The sequence below is a fragment of the Pseudoalteromonas sp. TB41 genome (assembly GCF_000497975.1).
Classification (GTDB): domain Bacteria; phylum Pseudomonadota; class Gammaproteobacteria; order Enterobacterales; family Alteromonadaceae; genus Pseudoalteromonas; species Pseudoalteromonas tetraodonis.
Genome location: NZ_AUTH01000084.1, coordinates 1 through 22999, shown reverse-complemented (window position 1 = coordinate 22999; position 22999 = coordinate 1). Strand labels below are relative to the sequence as shown.

The 22999-nt window shown below is 41.5% G+C and carries 18 protein-coding genes; 5 read left to right on the top strand and 13 right to left on the bottom strand.

Features of this window, described 5'->3' with window-relative positions:
* Positions 1–69 precede the first annotated feature (69 nt).
* Positions 70–333, top strand: coding sequence for an accessory factor UbiK family protein (locus tag L641_RS0112965; RefSeq protein WP_008112735.1), 264 nt, complete (start codon positions 70–72; stop codon positions 331–333).
* 48 nt (positions 334–381) lie between these two features.
* On the opposite strand, the gene L641_RS0112960 is transcribed toward L641_RS0112965, so the two are convergent.
* From L641_RS0112960 to ilvG, 8 genes are all read right to left on the bottom strand, one after another.
* Positions 382–1026, bottom strand: coding sequence for an NAD(P)H-binding protein (locus L641_RS0112960; protein ID WP_024602125.1), 645 nt, complete (start codon positions 1024–1026; stop codon positions 382–384).
* Between the two features lies 1 nt (position 1027).
* Positions 1028–1693 carry a carbonate dehydratase gene (gene can, locus L641_RS0112955; RefSeq protein WP_024602124.1) on the bottom strand — a complete coding sequence of 222 codons (666 nt, stop codon included), beginning with the start codon at positions 1691–1693 and terminating at the stop codon, positions 1028–1030.
* A gap of 10 nt (positions 1694–1703) precedes the next feature.
* The gene (locus L641_RS0112950) at positions 1704–2888 is read right to left on the bottom strand and encodes a methyltransferase (protein ID WP_024602123.1); all 1185 of its coding nucleotides are present in this window, start codon (positions 2886–2888) and stop codon (positions 1704–1706) included.
* A 133-nt stretch (positions 2889–3021) separates the two neighbouring features.
* Positions 3022–4005 carry an ABC transporter substrate-binding protein gene (locus L641_RS0112945; RefSeq protein ID WP_042849365.1) on the bottom strand — a complete coding sequence of 328 codons (984 nt, stop codon included), beginning with the start codon at positions 4003–4005 and terminating at the stop codon, positions 3022–3024.
* A 144-nt stretch (positions 4006–4149) separates the two neighbouring features.
* Positions 4150–5703, bottom strand: coding sequence for a threonine ammonia-lyase, biosynthetic (gene ilvA / locus L641_RS0112940; RefSeq protein WP_013463863.1), 1554 nt, complete (start codon positions 5701–5703; stop codon positions 4150–4152).
* A gap of 2 nt (positions 5704–5705) precedes the next feature.
* Complete coding sequence (gene ilvD / locus L641_RS0112935) at positions 5706–7562, bottom strand: dihydroxy-acid dehydratase (RefSeq protein WP_024602121.1); 1857 nt, start codon at positions 7560–7562, stop codon at positions 5706–5708.
* A 102-nt stretch (positions 7563–7664) separates the two neighbouring features.
* Positions 7665–7907: an acetolactate synthase 2 small subunit gene (gene ilvM / locus L641_RS0112930; RefSeq protein ID WP_024602120.1), complete on the bottom strand. Its 243-nt coding sequence runs from the start codon at positions 7905–7907 to the stop codon at positions 7665–7667.
* Positions 7904–9553, bottom strand: coding sequence for an acetolactate synthase 2 catalytic subunit (ilvG, locus tag L641_RS0112925; protein ID WP_024602119.1), 1650 nt, complete (start codon positions 9551–9553; stop codon positions 7904–7906). The genes ilvM and ilvG overlap by 4 nt, the downstream gene beginning before the upstream one ends.
* Positions 9554–10082: 529 nt before the next feature.
* Here ilvG and L641_RS0112920 point away from each other — a divergent pair.
* The 4 genes from L641_RS0112920 (at position 10083) to L641_RS0112905 (ending at position 15028) form a co-directional block, all read left to right on the top strand.
* The gene (locus L641_RS0112920; protein WP_024602118.1) at positions 10083–11756 is read left to right on the top strand and encodes a phosphoethanolamine--lipid A transferase; all 1674 of its coding nucleotides are present in this window, start codon (positions 10083–10085) and stop codon (positions 11754–11756) included.
* A complete protein-coding gene (locus L641_RS0112915; protein WP_008112748.1) occupies positions 11753–12124 on the top strand; it encodes a diacylglycerol kinase in 372 nt (123 codons plus the stop codon). Before L641_RS0112920 ends, L641_RS0112915 begins: the two co-directional genes overlap by 4 nt.
* Entirely contained in the window at positions 12115–14049 is a 1935-nt protein-coding gene (locus L641_RS0112910) for an LTA synthase family protein (protein ID WP_013463858.1), read from the top strand. Before L641_RS0112915 ends, L641_RS0112910 begins: the two co-directional genes overlap by 10 nt.
* Positions 14050–14149: 100 nt before the next feature.
* Positions 14150–15028, top strand: coding sequence for a TraB/GumN family protein (locus L641_RS0112905; protein ID WP_024602117.1), 879 nt, complete (start codon positions 14150–14152; stop codon positions 15026–15028).
* 6 nt (positions 15029–15034) lie between these two features.
* On the opposite strand, the gene modF is transcribed toward L641_RS0112905, so the two are convergent.
* From modF to tuf, 5 genes are all read right to left on the bottom strand, one after another.
* Positions 15035–16486 carry a molybdate ABC transporter ATP-binding protein ModF gene (modF, locus tag L641_RS0112900; protein ID WP_024602116.1) on the bottom strand — a complete coding sequence of 484 codons (1452 nt, stop codon included), beginning with the start codon at positions 16484–16486 and terminating at the stop codon, positions 15035–15037.
* Between the two features lie 66 nt (positions 16487–16552).
* Positions 16553–18277 (bottom strand): response regulator, encoded by a 1725-nt coding sequence (locus L641_RS0112895; RefSeq protein ID WP_024602115.1) that lies wholly within the window; start codon positions 18275–18277, stop codon positions 16553–16555.
* A 119-nt stretch (positions 18278–18396) separates the two neighbouring features.
* Positions 18397–20727: a fatty acid cis/trans isomerase gene (locus tag L641_RS0112890; protein WP_024602114.1), complete on the bottom strand. Its 2331-nt coding sequence runs from the start codon at positions 20725–20727 to the stop codon at positions 18397–18399.
* The gene (locus L641_RS0112885) at positions 20727–21089 is read right to left on the bottom strand and encodes a hypothetical protein (RefSeq protein ID WP_024602113.1); all 363 of its coding nucleotides are present in this window, start codon (positions 21087–21089) and stop codon (positions 20727–20729) included. The genes L641_RS0112890 and L641_RS0112885 overlap by 1 nt, the downstream gene beginning before the upstream one ends.
* A 725-nt stretch (positions 21090–21814) precedes the next feature.
* Positions 21815–22999 carry an elongation factor Tu gene (gene tuf / locus L641_RS0112880; RefSeq protein WP_013463851.1) on the bottom strand — a complete coding sequence of 395 codons (1185 nt, stop codon included), beginning with the start codon at positions 22997–22999 and terminating at the stop codon, positions 21815–21817.

The following is a 22999-nucleotide window of genomic DNA, read 5'->3' as shown; positions in this document are numbered from 1 at the left end:
ACTACAATACGCCTAGCCAATAAGGTAATATTAGTTATTATCATTTTAGGCAACAGGCAAGGGACGACTATGATTAACCCAGCAAAACTTGAAGAAATTGCGAAACAGATCACTAATAACATGCCACAAGGTGTAAAAAACCTGGCTGATACACTTGAAGGTAAAACCAAGCAAGTGTTACAAAATAAGCTTGCCGAAATGGACTTTGTAAGCCGTGAAGAGTTTGATATTCAAAGCCAAGTGCTGATCCGCACCCGTGAAAAGCTAACTGAATTAGAAGCAAAAGTAGCGATACTTGAACAGCAATTATCGGCAAAAACAGACGCAGAATAATAAATATAACGCCATAGACGAACCTGCTTTATGGCGCTAATCACTCAGTTATTCAAATAGCTCGTCGAGCACATAGTAACCCGTTGCTTGTTGCTGCTCTATGCTCACCCTTAGCAATTTATTAGCTACTTGCTCACCGGTTATTGGTCTATACCGTTTGAAGATGCCAAAACGCGTTAACAGTGGCAGTACTACCTCACCTAACTTTTCTGCAATTCTAAGCTCTGATCGCTCGCCGACTAACAAAGACGGTTGCAATATACTCAAGCGCGAAAAACCAAGCTGCTTTACCTGCTGCTCAAGTTCCCCTTTGATTTTTAGGTAACGGCTCATGCTATGCGCATTTGCGCCACTTGATGACAACAAACAATAATGAGGAACACCGTTATTGGCCGCCATTTGCGCACAAATAAATTGGTATTCAAAATCAACTTTACGCTGTCCTGCTTCGCTTCCAGCTTGCTTTAACGTGGTGCCTAAGCAGGAAAAAAACACGTCACCTTTGAATAACTCAACGTAATGTGTCAGGTTCTCAAAATCAATAACATGGCTAGTTAATTTAGGATGAGAAAAGTCTAATTGGCGGCGCGATAAGCTCACTACTTTCGTATAGCAAGGAGATGCTAACAGCTGTTGTAATAACTGGCTGCCCACTAAGCCGGTACTGCCGATTATTAACGCCGTTTTAGCCATATTAAGCGTGACTACCCGCTGACTTGTTCAGTACATGGTGTACTGCCTTTTTATAGCTAGTGCATTCTTCTTCAGCGCAGCTAACTACCGACTCTAAATCATGCAGGTGACCGTTTTCTAATCCATATACCCAGCCATGCACTGTGAGCTCTTGACCTCGTAACCAAGCATCTTGAACAATGCTAGTGCGCGATACGTTACGCACTTGCTCAATCACATTAAGCTCAATTAAACGATCAAGACGCTGTTTTTCTGGTAGAGCATTAAGTTGCTCTAAATGCTTTTCTTTTACATCACCAACGTGGCGTAGCCAGTTATCAATAAAACCAAAGCGATCTTCGTTTAATACCGCTTGTACACCTCCACAACCGTAGTGGCCAACAACCATAATATGTTTAACTTTTAATACTTCGACCGCATACTGCATAACCGATAAGCAATTATGATCTGTGTGCACTACCACGTTGGCAACATTACGATGCACAAACAATTCACCCGGTAATAAATCAACAATTTGATTAGCAGGAACTCGTGAGTCAGAACAACCAATCCATAAATATTCTGGATTTTGTTGCATCGATAAAATTTTAAAAAATTCGGGATTAGCTTCGCTCGTTCTAGATGCCCAGCGTTTATTATTTTCTAGTAGGTTATTTAAATTTCTCATTACATCTCTTTTAGGTCGAGGGCGTTAAACTGGCTAAAATTAAAATATTACGGGGTGTTAATTGCTTCTCACAAAATGTACTAACACTGACGTTATAGCCTTGCTGTTGCAAATATAAAGCACGATCGAGCACAAGCCAAACTTCTATTGCTCTTCTAAACACATGTCGAACCAGTTCAACTCGCTCGGTTATCTTTTTTCGCGCCTGCCCAATCAATAAAAATTTATTGTAATCAATATCTTTTGGCAGTTTTAAGGCTTTTTTATCTGCCGCCCACTTACAAAATGATTCAAACGAATCTGAAAATATTGCTTTATTCACTGAGGGCACACTAACATACGCCGACTCACCGGTGAGTGACTTTCTTAAAGCATCAAACCCGAGTCGCCACTCAACTTCTGTTTTTCGTACTTTGCCCACTCGCGATGGAGCCGTGACGGTTTCTTGCAAGGCGAGTTTTAAATCTCGATGAGTTAAATTAAGCGCACTTCGCTTCGCCTGTTCGCTCATTGCTTGATAATTATTCTCGGTAAACAAGTGATAGCAACAAGGTGAAAAACTAATTTGTGTTACTTTGGCCGCACTGGCTTGATGCATAAAAGTTTGATGTAACGCACCGCAGGCATGTAAAGCAACGGCATGGGTTTGTGGGTTAAAAAAATCCTGAGTGTTATCTGTGAGTACATCAGCTTGGCTAAATTGCATAGCAAGCCCCTGTTGCTGCGCACTTTTTTGTCCTTGCTCACATAAGTGAGATTGTAGCTCAATACTGTGCACGCTCGGCGCACCATTAAAAGCTAACATTCGTCCTAAATGGCCTTTGCCTGCACACCACTCTAAAATAGGCTGATCATTGGCAGGTAGCGCACCAACAAAGTCTTGTAGCTGTGTAAACTTTCGTCCTTTAATACCGTTACTAATCCAAAACGGATAATCCGTTCGACTGCTTGTTATGACAGGGAGTGAAGCTAATTGGCTTAATTGCTCAATACCGGGTATGTAAGGTGAAAAAAACTGATAAAGTTGCGCTTGATCAGTATCTAACTCAGCAACGTCCTGATCAGTTAAAGCAGTTAGGGGGTCGTGTAATTCAGGCCACGGTAAACAGTCAAAATCAAACGCAGTACATTGCCAATACGAGCGCGTATTCATCAGTAACGAATCGAGGGCAGTAAATTGCTCAGTTAAGGTCATAACAGCTTAAAATATTAAAAAGGCAATAAATTATACCAGTACACTCGCGCCTAATTAAGCGGTTATTTTTTTAACCTCGCAGAGCAAGGGGATTACTTAACTTTCCCACCTTTTCTATTGGTTAAATTAGCCATTAGCGTGCTTTGAACATTAACCGTAAATAAAGGGGAATAGAAATAATACTAATAATAATGGCCGCAATCAGCATCCAAGAAAGCTGCAACGTTTCTTGTTTTTTAAATTTATAAATAAAATCGGCTTTTACTTCGTCAAACTTTGTTTGGTCAATCTCATATAAATCAGCAATTAAACGCCATTTGGCCATCGACATATTACCCACATTGGTGCTTGGCGGCGCAATATAGTCTTTTAGCACTTCGGCCTCATAAGCTAATTGATGAAAACTACGTTCAGGGGCATAAAACTGCTGAGTAATGGCGATGGCTTCATCCATATTCATTACCGCATAACGCCACCCTTTTAAACTCGCTTGGTAAAACTTTTCTACCGTATCGGGGTGGTACTTAATCATGTTATCACTGGTAAATAAAATATCTGCGTATACGTCCATACCATAACGTTGTGGACATATAAGTCGATGAGCAATACCTTGCTGATCCATATAATAAGGTAAGTCGGTAACATAGACTTCGATGGCATCTATTTTATTTTCCATCCATGCTTTTTGTAATTTATCGCCTTTGTATATAGCCAACTTTTCGGTATTTATACCGCTGCGCTTGAGCATAGTTAACAACTCAGAATTGCTCTCTTTACTCACTTCACTTACACGTTTATTGACAAAATCACGGGCATGAAAAATATCAGAACTTTCTTTGACCATCCAGCAATAAGGAGAAAACTGTAATATGGCAGCCATGGCGACAAAGGGTTTACCTGCAATACGCTGCTGTAAAATACCAGAATGCGCAACCCCAAACTGGGCTTCACCACGCTCTACCGCGCCAAAACTATTGGGTCGTTTTTGATCTGCAGGCACAATAGTAACGTCTAAACCGGCCTCATCATAATACCCTTTTTGCTGAGCCATATAATAGCCCGCAAATTGAAATTGATGTGTCCACTTTAATTGTAGTGTGACTGATTCCTGCGCCATTAACTGGCTACAAAAAAGGCAGGCGCTAATTATCATTCCTTTAAGTAACAAAGAGAGTTTCCAAAAAACGTAGTGATTAACGTAACTATATGTAAAGCAGCTGATAAAGCAAGCATCCACAGAAGATGCCTGCTTAAAATAGGATTATGCTAAGGCGAGCTTTTCAAGCTTTTCTGCTTGAGGTTGTGTGGTTAAAAACTGGGTGAAACACGGGTTATGGGTTTCGTCTTGAACACTGTAACCTAGGCGGTTTAAGTGCTCATTAAACATCTCATATTGACTTGGCTCAATAGCAAAACCTGCCAATACATTACCCGTTGAACCGCCATGATTACGGTAGTGAAATAAAGTGATATTCCAATTACTACCCAGTGTATCTAAAAAGCGCGCTAATGCACCTGGGTACTCTGGAAACTCAAACCGCAGTAAGCGTTCATGTAGCTGCTCTGGCGCTTTACCACCAACCATATACCGTACATGAAGTTTTGCTAATTCGTTATCTGACAAGTCGCAAAACGAATAGCCATTATCGGTTAGGCTTTGTTTAAGCTCCTCAAGTTCTGCTAATCCTTGGCGCAGTGCAATACCAACAAAAATTTGCGCCTCGCCAGGCCCCGCATATCGGTAGTTAAATTCGGTAATAGCGCGCCCACCTAAAGATGCACAAAACTGTTTAAAGCTACCGCGTTTTTCATCAATTGTTACCGCTAATAATGCTTCGTTCTTCTCACCCAATGCAGTACGTTCAGCTACATAGCGTAAGCGATCAAAATTTAAATTAGCACCAGACAAAATAGCCGCTAAGTTTAACCCCTTTAAACCCGACTGCTGAGACCATTTTTTAAGCCCTGCAGTTGCAAGTGCGCCTGAAGGTTCGGCAATAGCACGGGTTGATACAAAAATATCTTGCATGGCAGCACATATTTCATCATCTGACACGGTCACCACTTCATCGCAAAACTTTTGCGCCAGTCTAAATGTTTCGCTACCAATTATTTTTACGGCAACACCATCGGCAAAGCTTCCTACTCTTTCTAGCTCTACAGGCTCTCCCGCTTCCATGGCAGCTTTTAAACAAGCGCTTTCATTAGCCTCGACCCCAATCACTTTGATATCTGGGCGCAGCGATTTAATGTATACCGCCATACCCGCCAGCAATCCGCCGCCGCCAACAGGAATAAATACCACGTCTAAGTCGTTCAGCTGTTGCATTAGTTCACGGGCAACTGTGCCTTGACCAACAATGACATCGGGGTCATCAAATGGAGGGACAAATACGCCGTTTCGCTGCTCAGTTAATTCAAGCGCATACGCCTTTGCGGCATCAAATTGATGACCATGTAACACGACTTCCCCACCCAATGCCCTTACCGCATTAACCTTAATTTCAGGCGTCGTTACGGGCATAACAATGGTGGCTTTATGCCCTAGGTGTGAAGCACTCAGCGCCACCCCTTGAGCATGATTGCCTGCCGATGCGGTGATCACGACCGAGCCCTTTGGCAGCTTATTTAATTTATTAAAAGCACCGCGTAATTTAAACGAGTACACCGGTTGCTGATCTTCACGCTTTAACCAAACATGATTACCTAATCGTGCACTCAATTCGGCCATTTCACTCACCTCAGTCACCTTAGCTAAAGGCTCCATATTGGCTTGGATAATAGCGCGAAAATAATCGAGTTCTTGAGAAACCATACCTAACTAAGCTCCTCCAGTTTGGCTAAATCACGCACCGCACCTTTATCGGCACTGGTTGCAAGTAGCGCATACGCTTTAAGCGCAGATGACACATAACGATCGCGGTTAAGCGGCTTATAAGCTTGTTTACCACGAGCCAATTGTTTTTGCCTGCGAGCTTCGAGTTTCTCATCGCTTAATGCTAAAGTGATTTCTCGAGTAGCGATATCGATGATAATTTTATCGCCATTTTCAACATAAGCTATCGCGCCACCGCTGGCTGCCTCGGGAGACACATGGCCAATTGATAAACCTGACGTACCACCCGAGAAGCGACCATCGGTGATCAAGGCACATTTTTCAGCCAAGCCTTTTGATTTTAAGTAGCTGGTTGGGTATAGCATTTCTTGCATGCCTGGGCCGCCTTTAGGGCCTTCGTAACGAATTACAACTACATCGCCGGCTTTTACTTCGCTATTTAAAATCCCTTCTACAGAGTCATCTTGAGACTCATAAACAACAGCAGTGCCTTCAAAGTGCAGCATTTCATCGACAACGCCGGCACTTTTAACAATACAGCCATCAACCGCTAAGTTACCTGAAAGTACCGCCAGACCGCCATCTTGACGAAATGCATGTTCAACACTGCGAATACAACCATGTTCACGGTCATTATCCCCTTCGTCCCAACGGCAATCTTGGCTCATGGCTTTAGTAGTACGAATACCAGCGGGACCCGCGCGGTAAAACTTTCGCGCCACTTCGTTATTAGGATCCGTTGCATCCCATTTTTTTACCAGCTCACCCATGGTCATGCCGGCAACATGATTAACCGATAAATCAACCAAGCCGGCTTTACCAAGCTCGCGTACTATGGCCATCATGCCACCAGCTCGGTGTACGTCTTCAATATGGTATTGCGCGGTAGCTGGGGCAACTTTACATAAAAACGGGGTTTTACGTGAAAGTTCATCAATGTGTGACATATCAAAATCAACGCCAGCTTCTTGTGCCGCTGCGAGTAAATGTAATACCGTATTTGATGAGCCGCCCATGGCAATATCAACCACCATAGAGTTCATAAATGCGGTTTTATTAGCGATGGCACGAGGCAGTACGTCTTGGTTATCTTTTTGGTAATACTCGCGGCATAAATCAACGATGCGAGCACCTGCTTCAACATACAATTGTTTACGGTCTTTGTGGGTCGCAAGCGTGGTACCGTTACCCGGCAGCGCAAGGCCTATTGCTTCTAATAAACAGTTCATTGAGTTGGCAGTAAACATCCCTGAACACGACCCACAGGTAGGGCATGCAGAGCGTTCAACTTGCTCTGAGTCGGCATCACTTACCGATTCATCGGCACCTTTAACCATGGCATCTACTAAATCGAGTTTAATATCGATATTGGCTAATTTAGTTTTACCCGCTTCCATAGGGCCACCCGATACAAAAATAACCGGTATATTTAAACGCAGCGCCGCTAACATCATCCCAGGGGTGATTTTGTCGCAGTTTGAGATACAAATCATCGCATCAGCACAATGGCCATTGACCATGTACTCTACCGAGTCGGCTATTAAATCGCGCGATGGCAGTGAATAAAGCATACCGCCGTGCCCCATGGCAATACCGTCATCTATGGCGATGGTATTAAATTCTTTTGGAACACCGCCCGCTTGGGTGATGGTTTCAGCCATTAGTTCACTGAGCTGATTAAGATGCACATGCCCCGGCACAAATTGTGTAAATGAGTTAACCACAGCAATAATTGGTTTACCAAAGTCGGTGTCGGTCATGCCTGTTGCACGCCATAATGCTCTTGCGCCTGCGCGTTTACGTCCTTCAGTAGTCGTTGCACTTCTTAATTTAGCCATAGTTACCTCAGTATTTGCCGCAATAAATGCGGGCATTCCTCATTCTTAAAATTGATGAGTAACCACGTGAACAGTTACTCGTAAAATCTGTTAAATTTTTTGTTATACAGCTTGTTGCTGTAAGCTTTGCAGCTTGACATGTTTCACATCAACCAATTTATTTAACTGGCTGGTAAGCAAATAAATTGGTTTATCGCTATCAACCGTCATGGCCATATTATATTGGCCATCGTCCATATTGAGCTGCAAGTGAGTTAAATCAAAACCACGATGACGCACGACACGTAAAAAGCGCTCGATTGCGACACTTTGGCTTTTTAAGGCAATAGTTAAACTATGTTTCATTGTGCTTTCTCCGTCATCATTTCATCGTTAGCAGCCCCAGGTGGAACAAGTGGCCATACGTTTTCTTTATCATCAATACAAGCATGAACAATGTAAGGCCCATCACTATTTAATAAGGCTGTAATTGCATCATCCACTTGGTTGGCATGAGTAATCGTTTGCCCCGCAATACCAAAAACAGCCGCTAGCTGCACAAAGTCAGGGTTATCTGACAAGTTAGTTTCGCTATAGCGCCCTTCAAAAAATAACTCCTGCCATTGGCGTACCATGCCTAAACGCTGGTTATCAAGTATCAGTATTTTTACTGGTAAATTATTACGACGAATAGTGGCAAGCTCTTGGATATTCATCATGATTGAACCATCACCTGATACGGTGATCACAAAGTCATCTTTTCTCGCTATTTGTGCGCCGATTGCCGCAGGTAAACCAAATCCCATGGTGCCTGCACCGCCACTGCTTAAGTGGTTGCATGGATGGTTAAATTTCATATGCTGCGCAACCCACATTTGGTGCTGACCCACATCGCAGCAAACAACACTGGTGCTTGGCATACGCTGGCTTAGTTGATTAAGTAAATAAGGGGCAAATACTTTTTCACCAGGATAGTCGTAGCGCCATGCATGCTTAACCATCATTTGTTTATTATGATCGCACCACGCTTTTGGCGTAACGACGCACTCAAGGGCGGGAAGTGAGGTTTTTAAATCAGCAATTAAAGAAGCCTTTGCGGGTTTACGTTTACCGACCTCGGCTGCATCTATGTCTAAATGAATCACGTTTGCTTTTGCAGCAAACTTAGCTAAGTTGCCTGTTACACGGTCATCAAAGCGAGCACCAATACACACTAATACATCACATTCTTGCACCGCTAAATTAGCGGCTTGACCACCATGCATACCTAGCATGCCTAAATCATATTCGTAATCAGGTAATACACTGCCCAATGCTTTAAGGGTTGAAACCGCAGGCATCTGCGTTTTATTTAAAAATTGCATTAATTCATTTTGCGCATCAGCGGCATGAACGCCCCCACCAACATACGCTACGGGTTGCTTGGCTTCACTGAGTAATTGATTGGCGATAGCAACTTGGTTTAAATTAAGTTGCGGTAAGTATTCATCTGCCGCTAACCAAGGTTTAAAAGGCACCTGCGCCATTTGAATGTCTTTGGGGATATCAACTAAAACGGGGCCTGGACGGCCGCTTTGTGCTAAATGCATCGCTTCTTGTAATATTTCGGCTAAATCTTCTGCTCGCTCAACCATGTAACTGTGTTTAGTACACGAAAGCGACATGCCAAGCACGTCAATTTCCTGAAAAGCATCAGAGCCAATAGCGGCGGTTGGTACTTGCCCTGTAATAGCGAGTAAAGGCACTGAGTCCATCATGGCATCTGCCAATGCGGTAATTAAATTAGTAGCTCCAGGGCCTGATGTTGCCAAGCACACACCTAAACGTCCAGTACTGCGTGCATAGCCCACGGCGGCAAACCCTGCACCTTGCTCATGGCGAGTAAGATAATGTTTTACAGGCGCACCATACAAGGCATCGTAAATGGGCATAATAGCACCACCTGGGTAGCCAAATACTTCATCTACGCCGTGTTTGGCGAGTAAATCTATTGTTAGTTCTGCGCCTGTCATTAGTAAATCCTCATTCCTGTGTGACAACCCATTAAAAGTTTAACTCTAAAACTAAAAAGCCCCCCGGACGGTTAAGTGCGGAGGGCTTTTCAATGCTTAGTTTTTTAAAGCACTACGAAGCCCTCGCGGGAATAATCACCACGATAATAATCAGGACTAGGTTAAGTGCATTTTTAAGCATAAAATTCAGTACCATTTAAGATTTAGTCATTGCGAACATCTTGTTTCGCTGTCTTTTTATATTAGTACCGCGCTCAGGGCGGTAAGTCAACACCAAATTCAATTCAAAATAATTATAAAAACACGCTTACTCAGGTTTTAAAATTCAATTAAACCAGGTTAAATAGATTTTTTATCCCGTCATTTCAACTCAGGAAATTCACTATTCTTATAACACTGAATTCTGGTTTGATTAATTTTTAGTAAGCCACCTCATTTTTATCTAACAAAATTAAAATAAATCGATTTCTTAAGAGTTTCTTAAGTCTGGCAGCCTAGCATAACAACGTTCACGAAAAAGAGGCGTGTTATGAACCCAACTTTCAAACTCAGTAAGCAACCGCAAGAAAATACTAAAAAACGCTTTTATTTTAATTGCAGTGCTAATGCATTCATTATTTTTATGGCTTGTTATTACGGCTTAGTTATTAATATTCCATTTATGCATGGTGCGTTTAGCGCTATTACCTCGTTGCACACATTTTCATGGCTATTTTTGTTTTCTGTGCCGTTACTACTGATTTGTTTGCTAATCATATTCTTTTCAGTGGTTTCTATTCGGGGAATACTAAAACCCATTAACTACTTGCTGCTAGTGCTCTCGAGTGCGGCGTTATATGGCTCATTGAACTATGGTGTGGTGTTTGATTATTCCATGATACAAAACACCGTCGAAACTGACTCTAGTGAAGCGTTAAGCTATTTAAACCTGCAACTTGTTGGCTTTTTACTGCTTTTTGCCGCATTACCTGTCTTTATTTTGAGTAGAATAAAAATAAACTGCGCTCGTCCATACAAAGAAGTTATTAGCCGTCTTAAACTGCTTTTAGCAAGCTTTGCACTGATTGCATTAGTGGTCGTTAACTTTTACGCCGATTACGCGGCAACGGGTCGTAATAACCGTATTCTTAAAAAAGAAATTATTCCATTTCAATATCTCTCTAGTGGCTACAAATACGCCCGTGACCAGTTACTTTATAGCGATATTGAATTTAAAAATATTGATACCACGCCAACTTTAGCATCGCCAAGCACAACACGAGTTACTGTCATCGTGGTAGGTGAAACCGCTCGAGCTGAAAATTTTTCCTACCAAGGCTATGAGCGTAATACCAACCAATACACGCAAAAACATAATGTCACTTATTTCGATAACGTATCGTCGTGTGGCACGGCCACAGCAGTGTCAGTACCATGTATGTTTTCACTGCAAACTCATGCCAATTTTTCTCGTTTAGACAGTGATAACCAGCAAAACGTAATTGATTTGATACAACAAGCAGGCACAGATGTCTTGTGGGTTGATAATAACAGTGGCTGTAAAAACGTCTGCACGCGCGTACCTACCATTAATATTGATACCAAAGCATCTGAACTATGTGATGGTAAATACTGTTTTGATGAAGCGTTACTAGCCCCTTTAAAGCACAAGCTTGCCAATTTGAGTCAGGCTAATACGGTTATAGTGCTGCATATGATGGGTTCACATGGCCCTACTTACTTTAAGCGCTACCCTGAAAAATTTAAACAATTTAGTCCAACCTGCGACCGCAGCGATATTCAAAACTGTAGCGCTGAAGAACTGGTTAACACCTACGATAATACAATTGCTTATAGTGATTTTATCAACGCTCAAGTTATTGAACAGTTAAAGGCACTGCCAGCTAATATTGATAAGCAATTACTGTATGTGTCAGACCATGGCGAGTCGCTCGGTGAAAATGGCGCATACTTACATGGCTTTCCCTATGCATTTGCACCAACAGCTCAAACCCATGTGCCTCTTTACATCTGGGCTGATGAGCATAATCAGCGCATTACAGCCAAGTGTCTAAACAACTTAAATAGCACTTTAGCGCAATCACACGATGCTATTTTTCATACCCTTTTAAGCTTAACCGGTGTTGCGAGTAAAACCTACCAAACCTCTGAAGATTTACTCGCGTCATGTCAATCGATTAACCATAGCGAAACTAAAATATGAATAATAAAACCGTTATAAAACGCCAAGGCCTAATGCGCCTAATTTTTACCTTAAGCCATACATTTAACGGCCTAAAATGGATGAGCCGATTTGAGGCTGCTTTTCAGCAAGAGTTGGTTTTATTTAGTTTGCTAGGCGTATTTGCCTGCTTGCAAGAAATTACTTTAAGTAGCAAATTAATCTTGATTGCCAGCTTATTGTTTGTGTTATTTGCTGAGTTGGTCAATACCGCAGTCGAAGTGGTGGTTGATCGCATCGGTAGCGAATATCATGAACTATCAGGCCTAGCTAAAGATATTGCATCCGCCAGTGTCTTTATCGCCATGCTTATTGCTATTTTAGTTTGGTGGTCTGTGCTATGGACTTAATCAGTAGCACTAAAAAAGTACTGGGGCCATTGTGGGTTTTAGCGGTATTTTTTTTCGCACTCCTATGCTTGCTAACTTTTGCGCGATTAGGTTTAAGTTTGTGGCAAAGTGGCCGTGTATTTACCGAAGGCGCCTGGCACTTTGTTTTTGTAGGCGGTTTACGTGTTGATATAGCAACATTATGCTACATCATAACCCCCGCTTTGTTACTAACACTTGCAGCACATGCTCTCAAATTAACTGCTTATATTCGAGGAGTCGTAAAGTGGTATTTAGTAATAATGGCTGCAATGTTAGTGTTTTTTGAGGTTATTACACCCACGTTTATTAACGAATACGACTTACGCCCTAATCGCCTATTTATTGAATACCTTATTTATCCTAAAGAAGTCTCTAAAATGATTTTTTCAGGTTACAAACTCGAAGTCCTCTTCGCTGTTTTAGCGCTCGTTTTCACCATTAAATTTGCTAACAAAATTCTTACTCAGCAATGGCAAAACCGCTCGTCCCTAGGGGCAATAAAACTATCACTATTAGCTGTTATTATATGTAGCCTAACACTGTTAGGCGCTCGAAATTCATTAGGCCATCGTCCATTAAACCCCGCTATGGTGGCATTTTCGACCGACCACTTGCTGAATGACCTCACGCTTAATTCATCATATAGCGTAGCATTTGCGTTAAAACAGCTCTCCAATGAGCAATCAAGTCAGGCATATTATGGCAAGGTCCCTCAAGAGGAGTTACTCGCCACAGTACGCAGTACCATGCAAAATCCTCAAGCAATATTTAATAATCCAAATGCCCCTACCCGCACTTTTCATCAGGCAAGCTACCAAGGTAAAAAGAAAAACCTGGTTATTATTCTGCAAGAAAGCTTGGGCGCTCGTTATGTAGGTACCTTAGGTGGCTTACCCTTAACGCCTAATATAGATGCACTTTATCAACAGGGCTGGGGATTTGATAACTTATACGCTACCGGCACTCGCTCTGTACGCGGTATTGAAGCAGTTATAACCGGTTTTACACCGACTCCCTCACGCGCGGTTGTAAAACTCGATAAATCACAACGTGACTTTTTTACCTTGGCTAGTTTTTTAGCAAAGCAGGACTACCATACTCAGTTTATTTATGGTGGAGAAAGTCACTTTGACAACATGCGTAGCTTCTTTTTGGGTAACGGCTTTAGTGATATTGTTGATAGTGAAAGCTTCGATAACATTAACTTTAATGGTTCATGGGGCGCATCTGACGAAGATTTATTTACTCAAGCAGATAAAGAGCTGAATAAATTACAACAACAGCAAAAGCCATTTTTTAGTCTGATTTTTAGTAGTTCTAATCATAGCCCTTATGAATTTCCGGACGGTAAAATAGCCCTGTTTGAGCAACCAAAGCAAAGCCGTAATAACGCAGCTAAATATGCAGATTATGCCCTAGGCACATTCATTGAAAAGGCGAAAAAGTCATCTTACTGGGACGATACTGTGTTTATAGTGATTGCTGATCACGACTCACGCGTGTCTGGTTCCAGCCTTGTACCTATTGATCACTTTAGAATTCCTGCGGTTATTTTTGGAAACGGTATTAAGCCCAAACGCGATCATCAATTAGCCAGTCAGCTGGATATTCCTACCACCTTACTGTCGCTTATTGGCGCCAGCGGTGAACACCCAATGATTGGTCACGATCTCACTCGCCCTGTGGCCAAAAATAAGCAGCGTGCAATGATGCAGTACGATAAAAACTTTGCTTACATGCAAAATGATAACGTTGTTATTTTGCAGCCAGATAAACCGGCAACCACCTATATTTATAAAAATAAGCAATTACACCCCAAACATAACGATAGCGCACTCATCAAGCAAGCTCGTGCGCTGGCTAATTATGGCAACATGGCCTACAGCAATAATTGGTATCAATAACACCGAAAAATGCCTGATTGATTAATCAGGCATTTTTACGTTACCTATAAAGTAAACTAAGTTAGTATTTATAAAACGACTTAAACTTGGATAGGATTTTATGAACGTGTCATTACGTATTAGTCATTTATTTATGGTGTTATTACTTTTAGCCTTTAGCGTCAATGGCTATGCAGCACCGGCTCTATTCAAAATAGAAAAACAAGGCGCTAGCTCGTATTTATTTGGCACCGTGCATGTGGGTGATGCCAGCATGAAAGGGCTACCACAAAAAGTGACTCACGCACTGGATAACAGTAATCAAGTTGTTGTTGAAGTGGATATAAGTAAACTATCACCATTACAAATGCAACAACGTTCTATGCCGTTTATGCTGCTTACTAACGGGCGTACGCTACAGAGCGAGCTTTCAGAAAAAAATTATCAACTCCTCAAAGACTACTTTGCTAAAAAATCGATTGATATTGCCATGTTCAACAGTTTCAAACCTTGGGCTGTTATGTTGACCATGATGCAAATTGAGTTTCAAAACGCGGGCTATTCAGATAAAAACGGCATCGATAAGCAAATACTCGAGTACGCGCAAAAGCACAGTATTAACATTGCGGAGCTTGAAACCATAGAGCAACAACTACAGATGTTTAATGGCTTAGAGTCATTAAGCAATGCCATGATGGCAGAAACTTTTGAGCAACTAAGCGATATTAATACCTACTTTATCACCCTAGTGGATGCATGGAAAAAGGGCGATATGCAAACCCTAACCGGCTATTACCACACCAGTTTTGATGACAGCCAATACGGTCAACAAAGCGAGCAAGTGATGCTGATTGAGCGCAATAATAATTGGGTCACTCAACTCACGCCTAAACTTGAACAAGGCAAGGTGTTTATTGCGGTAGGTGCTCTGCACTTAGTTGAGCAGCATGGTTTAATTAAACAACTTCGCGACCAAGGGTTTAAGGTTACTCAGTTATAAACAAGCTTATATAAGCGTCTCACTATGAGCAGCTTGTTGCCCATAGTGAGCCGGTTTAAAATCTTCCATTTTTAAGGTGTGTTCAATCCCTTTAATGGTATCTGCTGCATGATGGTTTACATAAATAACGGTACTCGTTTTTGCAGCACACACCTTTTCAATCAGCAGTAAAACGCGTTGACGATTTGCCTCATCAAGCCCTAAGCATGGCTCATCTAAAATAAGCAAAGCAGGATGTTTAACCATTGCGCGCACAATCAGTAATAGTCGCTGATCGCCATACGATAGCTGGGTAAAAGCGCTATTTGTTTTGTCACTTAAACCAATTAGTGCCAACCACTCTTTAGCTAAACGCGTTTGTAACTCACTGGCTTGTTGATATAAACCTATACTATCGAAAAACCCTGAAATAATAGTATTAAGCGCCGAAATACTCACTCGATACTGCAAATGTAGCGTATTTGAAATATAACCAATGTGCTGTTTTATATCCCAAATACTCTCCCCTGTGCCACGCTTAAAACCAAACACTTCAATCTCATTGTTATAGCACTGAGGGTTATCACCTGTAATTAAATTTAATAAACAGGTTTTACCTGAGCCATTTTTCCCGGTGAGTTGCCAGTGCTGATATTGGTTAATCGTCCAGTTTAAATTTTCAAAAATTGTTTGTTCGCTGTAACGCACATGAGCATTAGTGAGCTTAACGAGTGGCATGTTTGTCGCTGATTTAAAACAGCGCTCAGGCGCATCGGGAATACTTAATGATGTATGCTCTAAATGAAGTAATTTGAATAAATCCGCTTGTTTTGCTGCACACGGTTTTGCCAAGCTATGTTGTAAACGACCATTATTCACATAAGCAAAGTGATCAACAAACGCTGGAATTTCGTCAACACGGTTTAGCACAAACACAAAGCAGGTTTGTGCGCTCAACTGCTGTAATAGGCGGTTTAGCTGCCCAACCGATTCAGAGTCTAAGCCATCAAATGGTTCATCAAGCACAACTAAATCACTGTTAGCAGATAGCGCTTTAATTAATAATAATTTACGCGTTTCGCCAGTAGATAAATCAGTAAAATCACGATTAAGTAAGGCATCAAAATTAAAAGCGGTGATTAACTGTTGGCATAAATCGCTATTTATTTGAGGCTCAGCAAAGAGCATGTCTGTTACTTTTTGTGGCTTTTCACTTTTACGATGCGTGTTAAGTAACTGCTTTTGTAGATCACTTGACACTAATTGTAGCTTGTTAAAGGTACTATGACGTTGCCCGCTTTGTTGTTTTGCTTCACCAATTAACGCTGCTGCGAGTGCTGATTTTCCAGCACCATTCCCCCCGAGTAAGACCCAATGTTCACCCTGCTTTACTTGCCAAGTTAAATCGTCGATATAATACCGAACACTGTCATCGGTAGATAAATAACCACTAAATTGCTGTAGTAAAATTGAGCGCACGTTAGATCCCATAACAGAGCTAAAAACTCAAACTAACGTAATAAGGAATAATTAAGCAAGTGAGATTTAATCAACCTCAGGTAGAAAAGCATCGTTTAGCGCCGCGATTATGCTTTGCTGATCTATGGGTTTATGAATATGACCTATTGCTCCACAAGCTTTAGCGCGAGCAAGATCACTATCAGAGGTGTTTGCGGTAACCACAATAATCGGCAGTGTTTTATCGTTATCATGCAAGATTTTAGTGGCTTCAAACCCATCCATAACCGGCATATTTAAATCCATAAAGATGACGTCATAAGATTTTTTGGCGACCATTTCACACGCTATTTTGCCATTCTCAGCGCATTCAGCGTGTATGTTCAATGCAGTTAATAGCTTAGTGAGTACCAGCATATTAAGTGGGTTATCTTCAACGACTAAACAATGTAAGTTATCAGGCATTGACGATGACTTGCTTAAAGTAGTATCCATCTCTAATGGTAATGTTAAAAATACAGATGCCCCTTGCTGACGATTATTTTCAAAACGAATTTCACCCTTTAAGGCATCAACAATATATTGTACACGGGCAAGGCCTGTTCTGAGTCCTTGAAAATGGTTACTTTGCTCAGTGCTGTCTAATTCTAATTGCTCGATAAGGTGATCAAAGCCACAGCCGGTGTCCTCGACGCTCAGCGATAGTTGGTTATTGTTGAGCGTAGCGATGACTTTCACCTCTCCTTGCTCTGTAAACTTTAATGCATTACTAAGTAGCTCATTAACTATTTGTTGTAAGCGTGCATGATCTACAATCACCGCGCAGTCTAAGCTCGCTGCTAACTCTCTGATTAACTTTAACCCTTTTTCAGTACAACCATATTCATACACAACTAACACTTTATTTATGGTGGTTAGTAAGTTGTCAGAGGTCGGGTTTAACGACCAACGATTTAAACTCAGCGCTTGTAAATCTTGTAATTCATCTAACATCGCCAACAACCTCGCCGAGCAATACCGAGCTTGGCGTTGTATATCCTGCTGTGAAGTGGGAATTTTTAGCTCATCGATCGAGGTAATTAACCCCTGTAATGGGGTTCTAAATTCATGACTGGCTCGTGCAATAAAGTGCTCTTTGTTATTACTTACCTGCTCTGCAAATTCTTTTTGTTGTTGATACTTTTGTAAGGTTTCTAGAACTCGTTTTTCCATTGGCATAAACACAAATCTAAGTTCTAAAAACAATAATGCCAGAGTAAAAAACCAACAAAGCAGTTCAATACTAGAGATCCAATCAACCTTTTTTACCGCTTGTTGCTCAAATAAGCTCACCGCAGTGTCTAACTTTTTTAGTAATGCTTCAACTTCGCTCACAGAAAACGAAGCCAAATTAATAACCTCCTTTCGAAAGACCAAATTTTTAGCTTGCGTTATAAAGGCCAACACCTCTGCATTTAAGTTGCTTGGGGGGGCATAATATAAATCAAATAAAGATGTATTTAGATAAACTGCGTCACCTTGCTCATCTTTAGTGAGTAAATATTCATGGGCTTGTTCAAATAACTCAAGGGAGTGTTTTAACGATTGAAGATGTTGTGCGTGATTATCCGTTTGATTAATTAATGCATTGCTATGCCAAGCTATTTTTTGCGAAAGCATACGTTGCTTGCCAGCTATATTGATAATTTTTGCATCGTATTTTTGCACTGAAAAGAAGTATTGCATCAGTAATGCAGATACGCTGACCAACAAGGCAATAGCAACTAAAGCCCAACGGTAACGTTTGCGAATACTCTTAACAATGTTGAACATACACTAGGTTACTTTTTTTGTTTTAACTGTAGCCTAAGCTTAGCAAACTAATTACTAAATTATTAAATATAAAAAACCCAGCTAGTTAAGCTGGGCTCTTGTAACCGTTTAGCGTGTACCTAACGATTTTCTAGTCGATTATAATCAAACATGCCAAATTCAACACCTCGGTACTGGCGGGCAACCTGATGTAAAATATCGCTGTATTGCCAAAATTGCGGGTGAGTTCGACGAATCGCAAACTTAGACTTTAAAGCGCGATAATCAGCTTCCACTTGCATTAGCGGTAACTGTTCGGCAAAGGCCGAAACCTGTTGGGCGTTATTTAAATACCAAATTGCAGAAGGGTAATCACCAATAAAGCCCGGAACAATTGTCACCGTATCTTCTTCATAGGCGCGCTGTCCATCTTCGTTTAGTAGACTCGAAATATTATAGTGCGCGTTATGGTGAATAATCGTATAGCCTTTGTGGCCATCCTGCTCTTTCACTAGCACATAAGATAGCTGTGGCAGTAAGTTAACTGCTTTAGCAGGCATGGTATTAATCGCACTTAATGGTGCGGGTACTTTTTTATAGTCATAACGAGGACTTAAAACGGGCTCTAATGCCTCTTTAATTAAGCCATATAGCTCTGATTGCGGTTCATCTGTTTGATAGTTAATACCGCTGGGTTGACTAAACTCACGATTGTTTTCAAAAAAGGTCGACAAACTAGGTGGTGATTTTCGATACCAACTCTGTTTAATTGTCTCTCGCTGAGCTTCAGGTAACAAAGCTAAAAAGTTGTGCTCACCTTCTAAACGTAAAAAGTCCATGTATAAGCGCGTTATTAATTGATGGCCAATATTGCCATACACATCAAAGCCCGCAACTAACAAGTAATGAATACGCTCAAACAGCGCGTAATCAAGCACCCACATAGTTTTAGGTTGTTGGCCAATAAAGCCTTTAACTACAGTTGCACTATCAAAGTGTCGAAAAATAGTCAGTGCTGCATTTTGATTGTGCCCATCCCCTTTCCACAATAAGTCGGTGGTTAAATGCTCGCCGTTTTTGAACAGATTATTAGCAAGCTCTACCTTGGCTTTTAAGTAACGTTTTTCGCGAACCGAGTATTTGACCCAATTAGAAATCGGTAACGCATTACTTTCCTCTGCTGCGGGCAACTCTAATGCATCCTCATGTTGCACCAGCATTTTACCTACCGCCGGAGTCGCTACCTTTTTAGGATCAGCAAACGCCACCCAAAAATGATCATTAATCACATTGAGTGCTATTTGACCACGACAAACAGGGCCTTTAATAAAGCCCATAATAATTAGCTCAGCTTCATCGAGCATAAATTGATATTTTGCATCTATAGGCAGTGCTTCAAACGTTTTAAACGGGTTTGATGCAAGGGTAGGCTCATAGCTTGGTAAACTAGATACAGTGTAATTTGGCGCAATAAATTGCTGGTAAATACGTGCCAACTTTTCATCATTAAGTTTAAGCGGTAAATGCGTTTTTGATAAAATAGTAGAACGGTCGTGAAGCAGTCGATAATAAACACGCTCAACGTTTGGATTATCGTAAGGGCGACGAGAACTTATTAATTTAATGTCTTCACCAGGGGGAGTACTTGAGCGTACCAACTTAAAAAAGTTAGGTGATTGTGCATCACTAAAGTAGATGTGTGCTAAAAACCAATGCTCATAAATATAGCGCGCTGATAATTGGTACTTCAAACCATCTTGATTTAAAAATGCTTCCCAGTTTTTTACTTGCGCAAGCTCAGCAGCTGATGGCGGCTTGATGTGCGCCATTTTCCCGCCTTTTTTAATCCAGTTTTGTAAGTGCTGAAATTCAGCAGCAGTCACTCCAGGCAAGCCATAAGGCATACCCGCATGCGGTTGCTCATCCGCTAATTGGTCAAACTCACCCATGGTCGCACAACTTTGGTTGCGACTAAGCGAAAAATCAAAGCGTTCATCTAATACTTCATCTTCTGGCAAGGGTGAACTTTGCTTTAATACCAGCGTATTAAATAACACACTACCCGCTAAATTGGCTTCTTCAGTTTGTGCTCGCTCGTTTAATACCGGGCTAAATTCTTTATCACGCCATTGCTCAGTCGTGGTTGCATCAAATAATAATCGGCTCGGCGTTGAGGCTAACAACCGAGTACCATCGTAAACCAACTCTTTACTGAGGCCTCTGTCGATACCTTCAGGAGAAGAGAGTTTTAATTGGCAAGGCGCATCATAACAGCCATGACAAACCACGCAGCGGTTATCGAGTACAGGCTTTACATGCTGAAGAAATTCGGCGCCATCACCACTATTAGCGTCAACAATACGCGCTTGTGTTTTTTCGGGACCAAACAGTTCGTTATAATGAGCATTTCCTAGGTAGGCACAGCCACTTAAAATAATCAGTACAAATGTACTTATAATGATCTTTTTCATTACTCTGCCTCATCGCCCAAATCGAACGTGGGCATCATATCAACTTGAGGTGATACGAATGTCAGCTCATCAACTGTAGTCACTACAGCGCTTAATAGAGGGCCTTGGGTGAGCGTTAGTTGAGCGTCATGCTCGCTATGCGCTATGGTAGCAAAGCTTGAATTGATGATATTCAACTCATAGTCTGCAATGCTAATGCCTATACTACTGTCAGCACTGGGGTTCTGGCATAGTTGAGTAAGCAGCTCATCACTTAAGATAACTGAAATTTCCAAGTCAGGCTGCGCTAAGTCACGGGTACTTAGTGTTTCATCTAGAATAAATAAAGGAAGTGTTAAATTGCTATCTTGTTCAAGTTCCATTGGACTCTCTGCGCTACTGACTATTTAATTATTACCTATTATAACAACGTTCCAACTTAAATAACGATAAACAAGCCTTAAAATAGCCTCGTTAATTTTTAAGCAGCGGTATCAATGCTGCTTTAAACTTCGTTACGACAACAACAGGAACGCCAAACTTCACTCATTAAAACCTGAAACCTGCAGCATTACAGTAATTGAGAACTCAACGATCGTTGCTACTAAGCACCAATGCATAAGGTAAGTGTAGAACCTTCATGCTTTACCCTCTAAGTGCGATAAAACTCAACCCAAGTGACAGTGTTAAATTTACACCGAGCTGCTTTATACCAATCCGCAATAATACTCAATCATTTTGCGGGGCTAAACGTGCCGCTACCTGTGTTAAAAAATTCTCATTTAGAACAACTAAATAGCGAATTTTTTGCCTAGCTATCACCCCGTTTTTCCTGCCTCAAAATAGACCGCTTAATTAAGTGAATTGGTATTACCTAAAACCTTAAACCTTGCACCTGAAACCTTTATTTTATTGCAGGCATTAAAAAACCCGAGGCTAAGCTCGGGTTTTTTCGTATTAATTAGCTAGGCTAATTATTACTCGTTGAACGTTGCGACAAAGCACCTACGCCTAAGGTGACTGCGCCACCTTCACATGATGTAAATCGCAGCCATTAAAAAAGGCCACCTAAGTGACCTTTTCTAACAATTAACTTAAACGTTAATTATTACTCTACGATAGTTGCTACAACACCAGCACCTACAGTACGGCCACCTTCACGGATAGCGAAACGAAGACCTTCGTCCATCGCGATTGGCGCGATTAGCGTTACAGTCATCTTAACGTTATCACCAGGCATTACCATTTCTACGCCTTCTGGTAACTGTACGTCACCTGTTACGTCAGTTGTACGGAAGTAGAACTGTGGACGGTAACCTTTGAAGAATGGAGTATGACGACCACCTTCATCTTTCGAAAGTACGTATACTTCTGAAGTGAATGTAGTGTGTGGCTTGATTGAACCAGGCTTAGCTAGTACTTGACCACGTTCAACGTCTTCACGCTTAGTACCACGTAAAAGTGCACCAATGTTCTCACCAGCACGACCTTCGTCAAGAAGCTTACGGAACATCTCAACACCAGTACAAGTAGACTTAGTCGTCTCTTTGATACCAACGATTTCAACTTCGTCGTTCACGTTGATGATACCAGCTTCAACACGGCCAGTTACAACAGTACCACGACCTTGGATTGAGAAAACGTCTTCGATAGGCATGATGAATGGCTTATCGATGTCACGCTCTGGCTCTGGAATGTAAGTATCTAGTGCTTCTGCAAGCTCTACGATTTTAGCTTCCCATTGCTCTTCGCCTTCAAGTGCTTTAAGTGCAGAACCTTGAATTAGTGGTAAGTCATCACCTGGGAAGTCGTATTCAGAAAGAAGTTCACGAACTTCCATTTCTACTAGCTCAAGTAGCTCTTCATCATCAACCATGTCACATTTGTTCATGAATACAACGATGTAAGGAACGCCAACTTGGCGAGAAAGTAGGATGTGCTCACGAGTTTGTGGCATAGGACCGTCAGTCGCAGCAACTACTAAGATAGCGCCGTCCATTTGAGCAGCACCAGTGATCATGTTTTTAACATAATCGGCGTGACCAGGACAATCTACGTGTGCGTAGTGACGAGTAGGCGTATCGTACTCAACGTGTGAAGTTGAGATTGTGATACCACGCTCGCGCTCTTCTGGAGCGTTATCGATTGATGCGAAATCTTTAGCAACACCGCCGTATACTTTTGCAAGTACGTTAGTGATTGCTGCAGTTAGTGTAGTTTTACCGTGGTCAACGTGGCCGATTGTACCAACGTTTACGTGCGGTTTTACGCGTTCAAACTTTTCTTTTGCCAT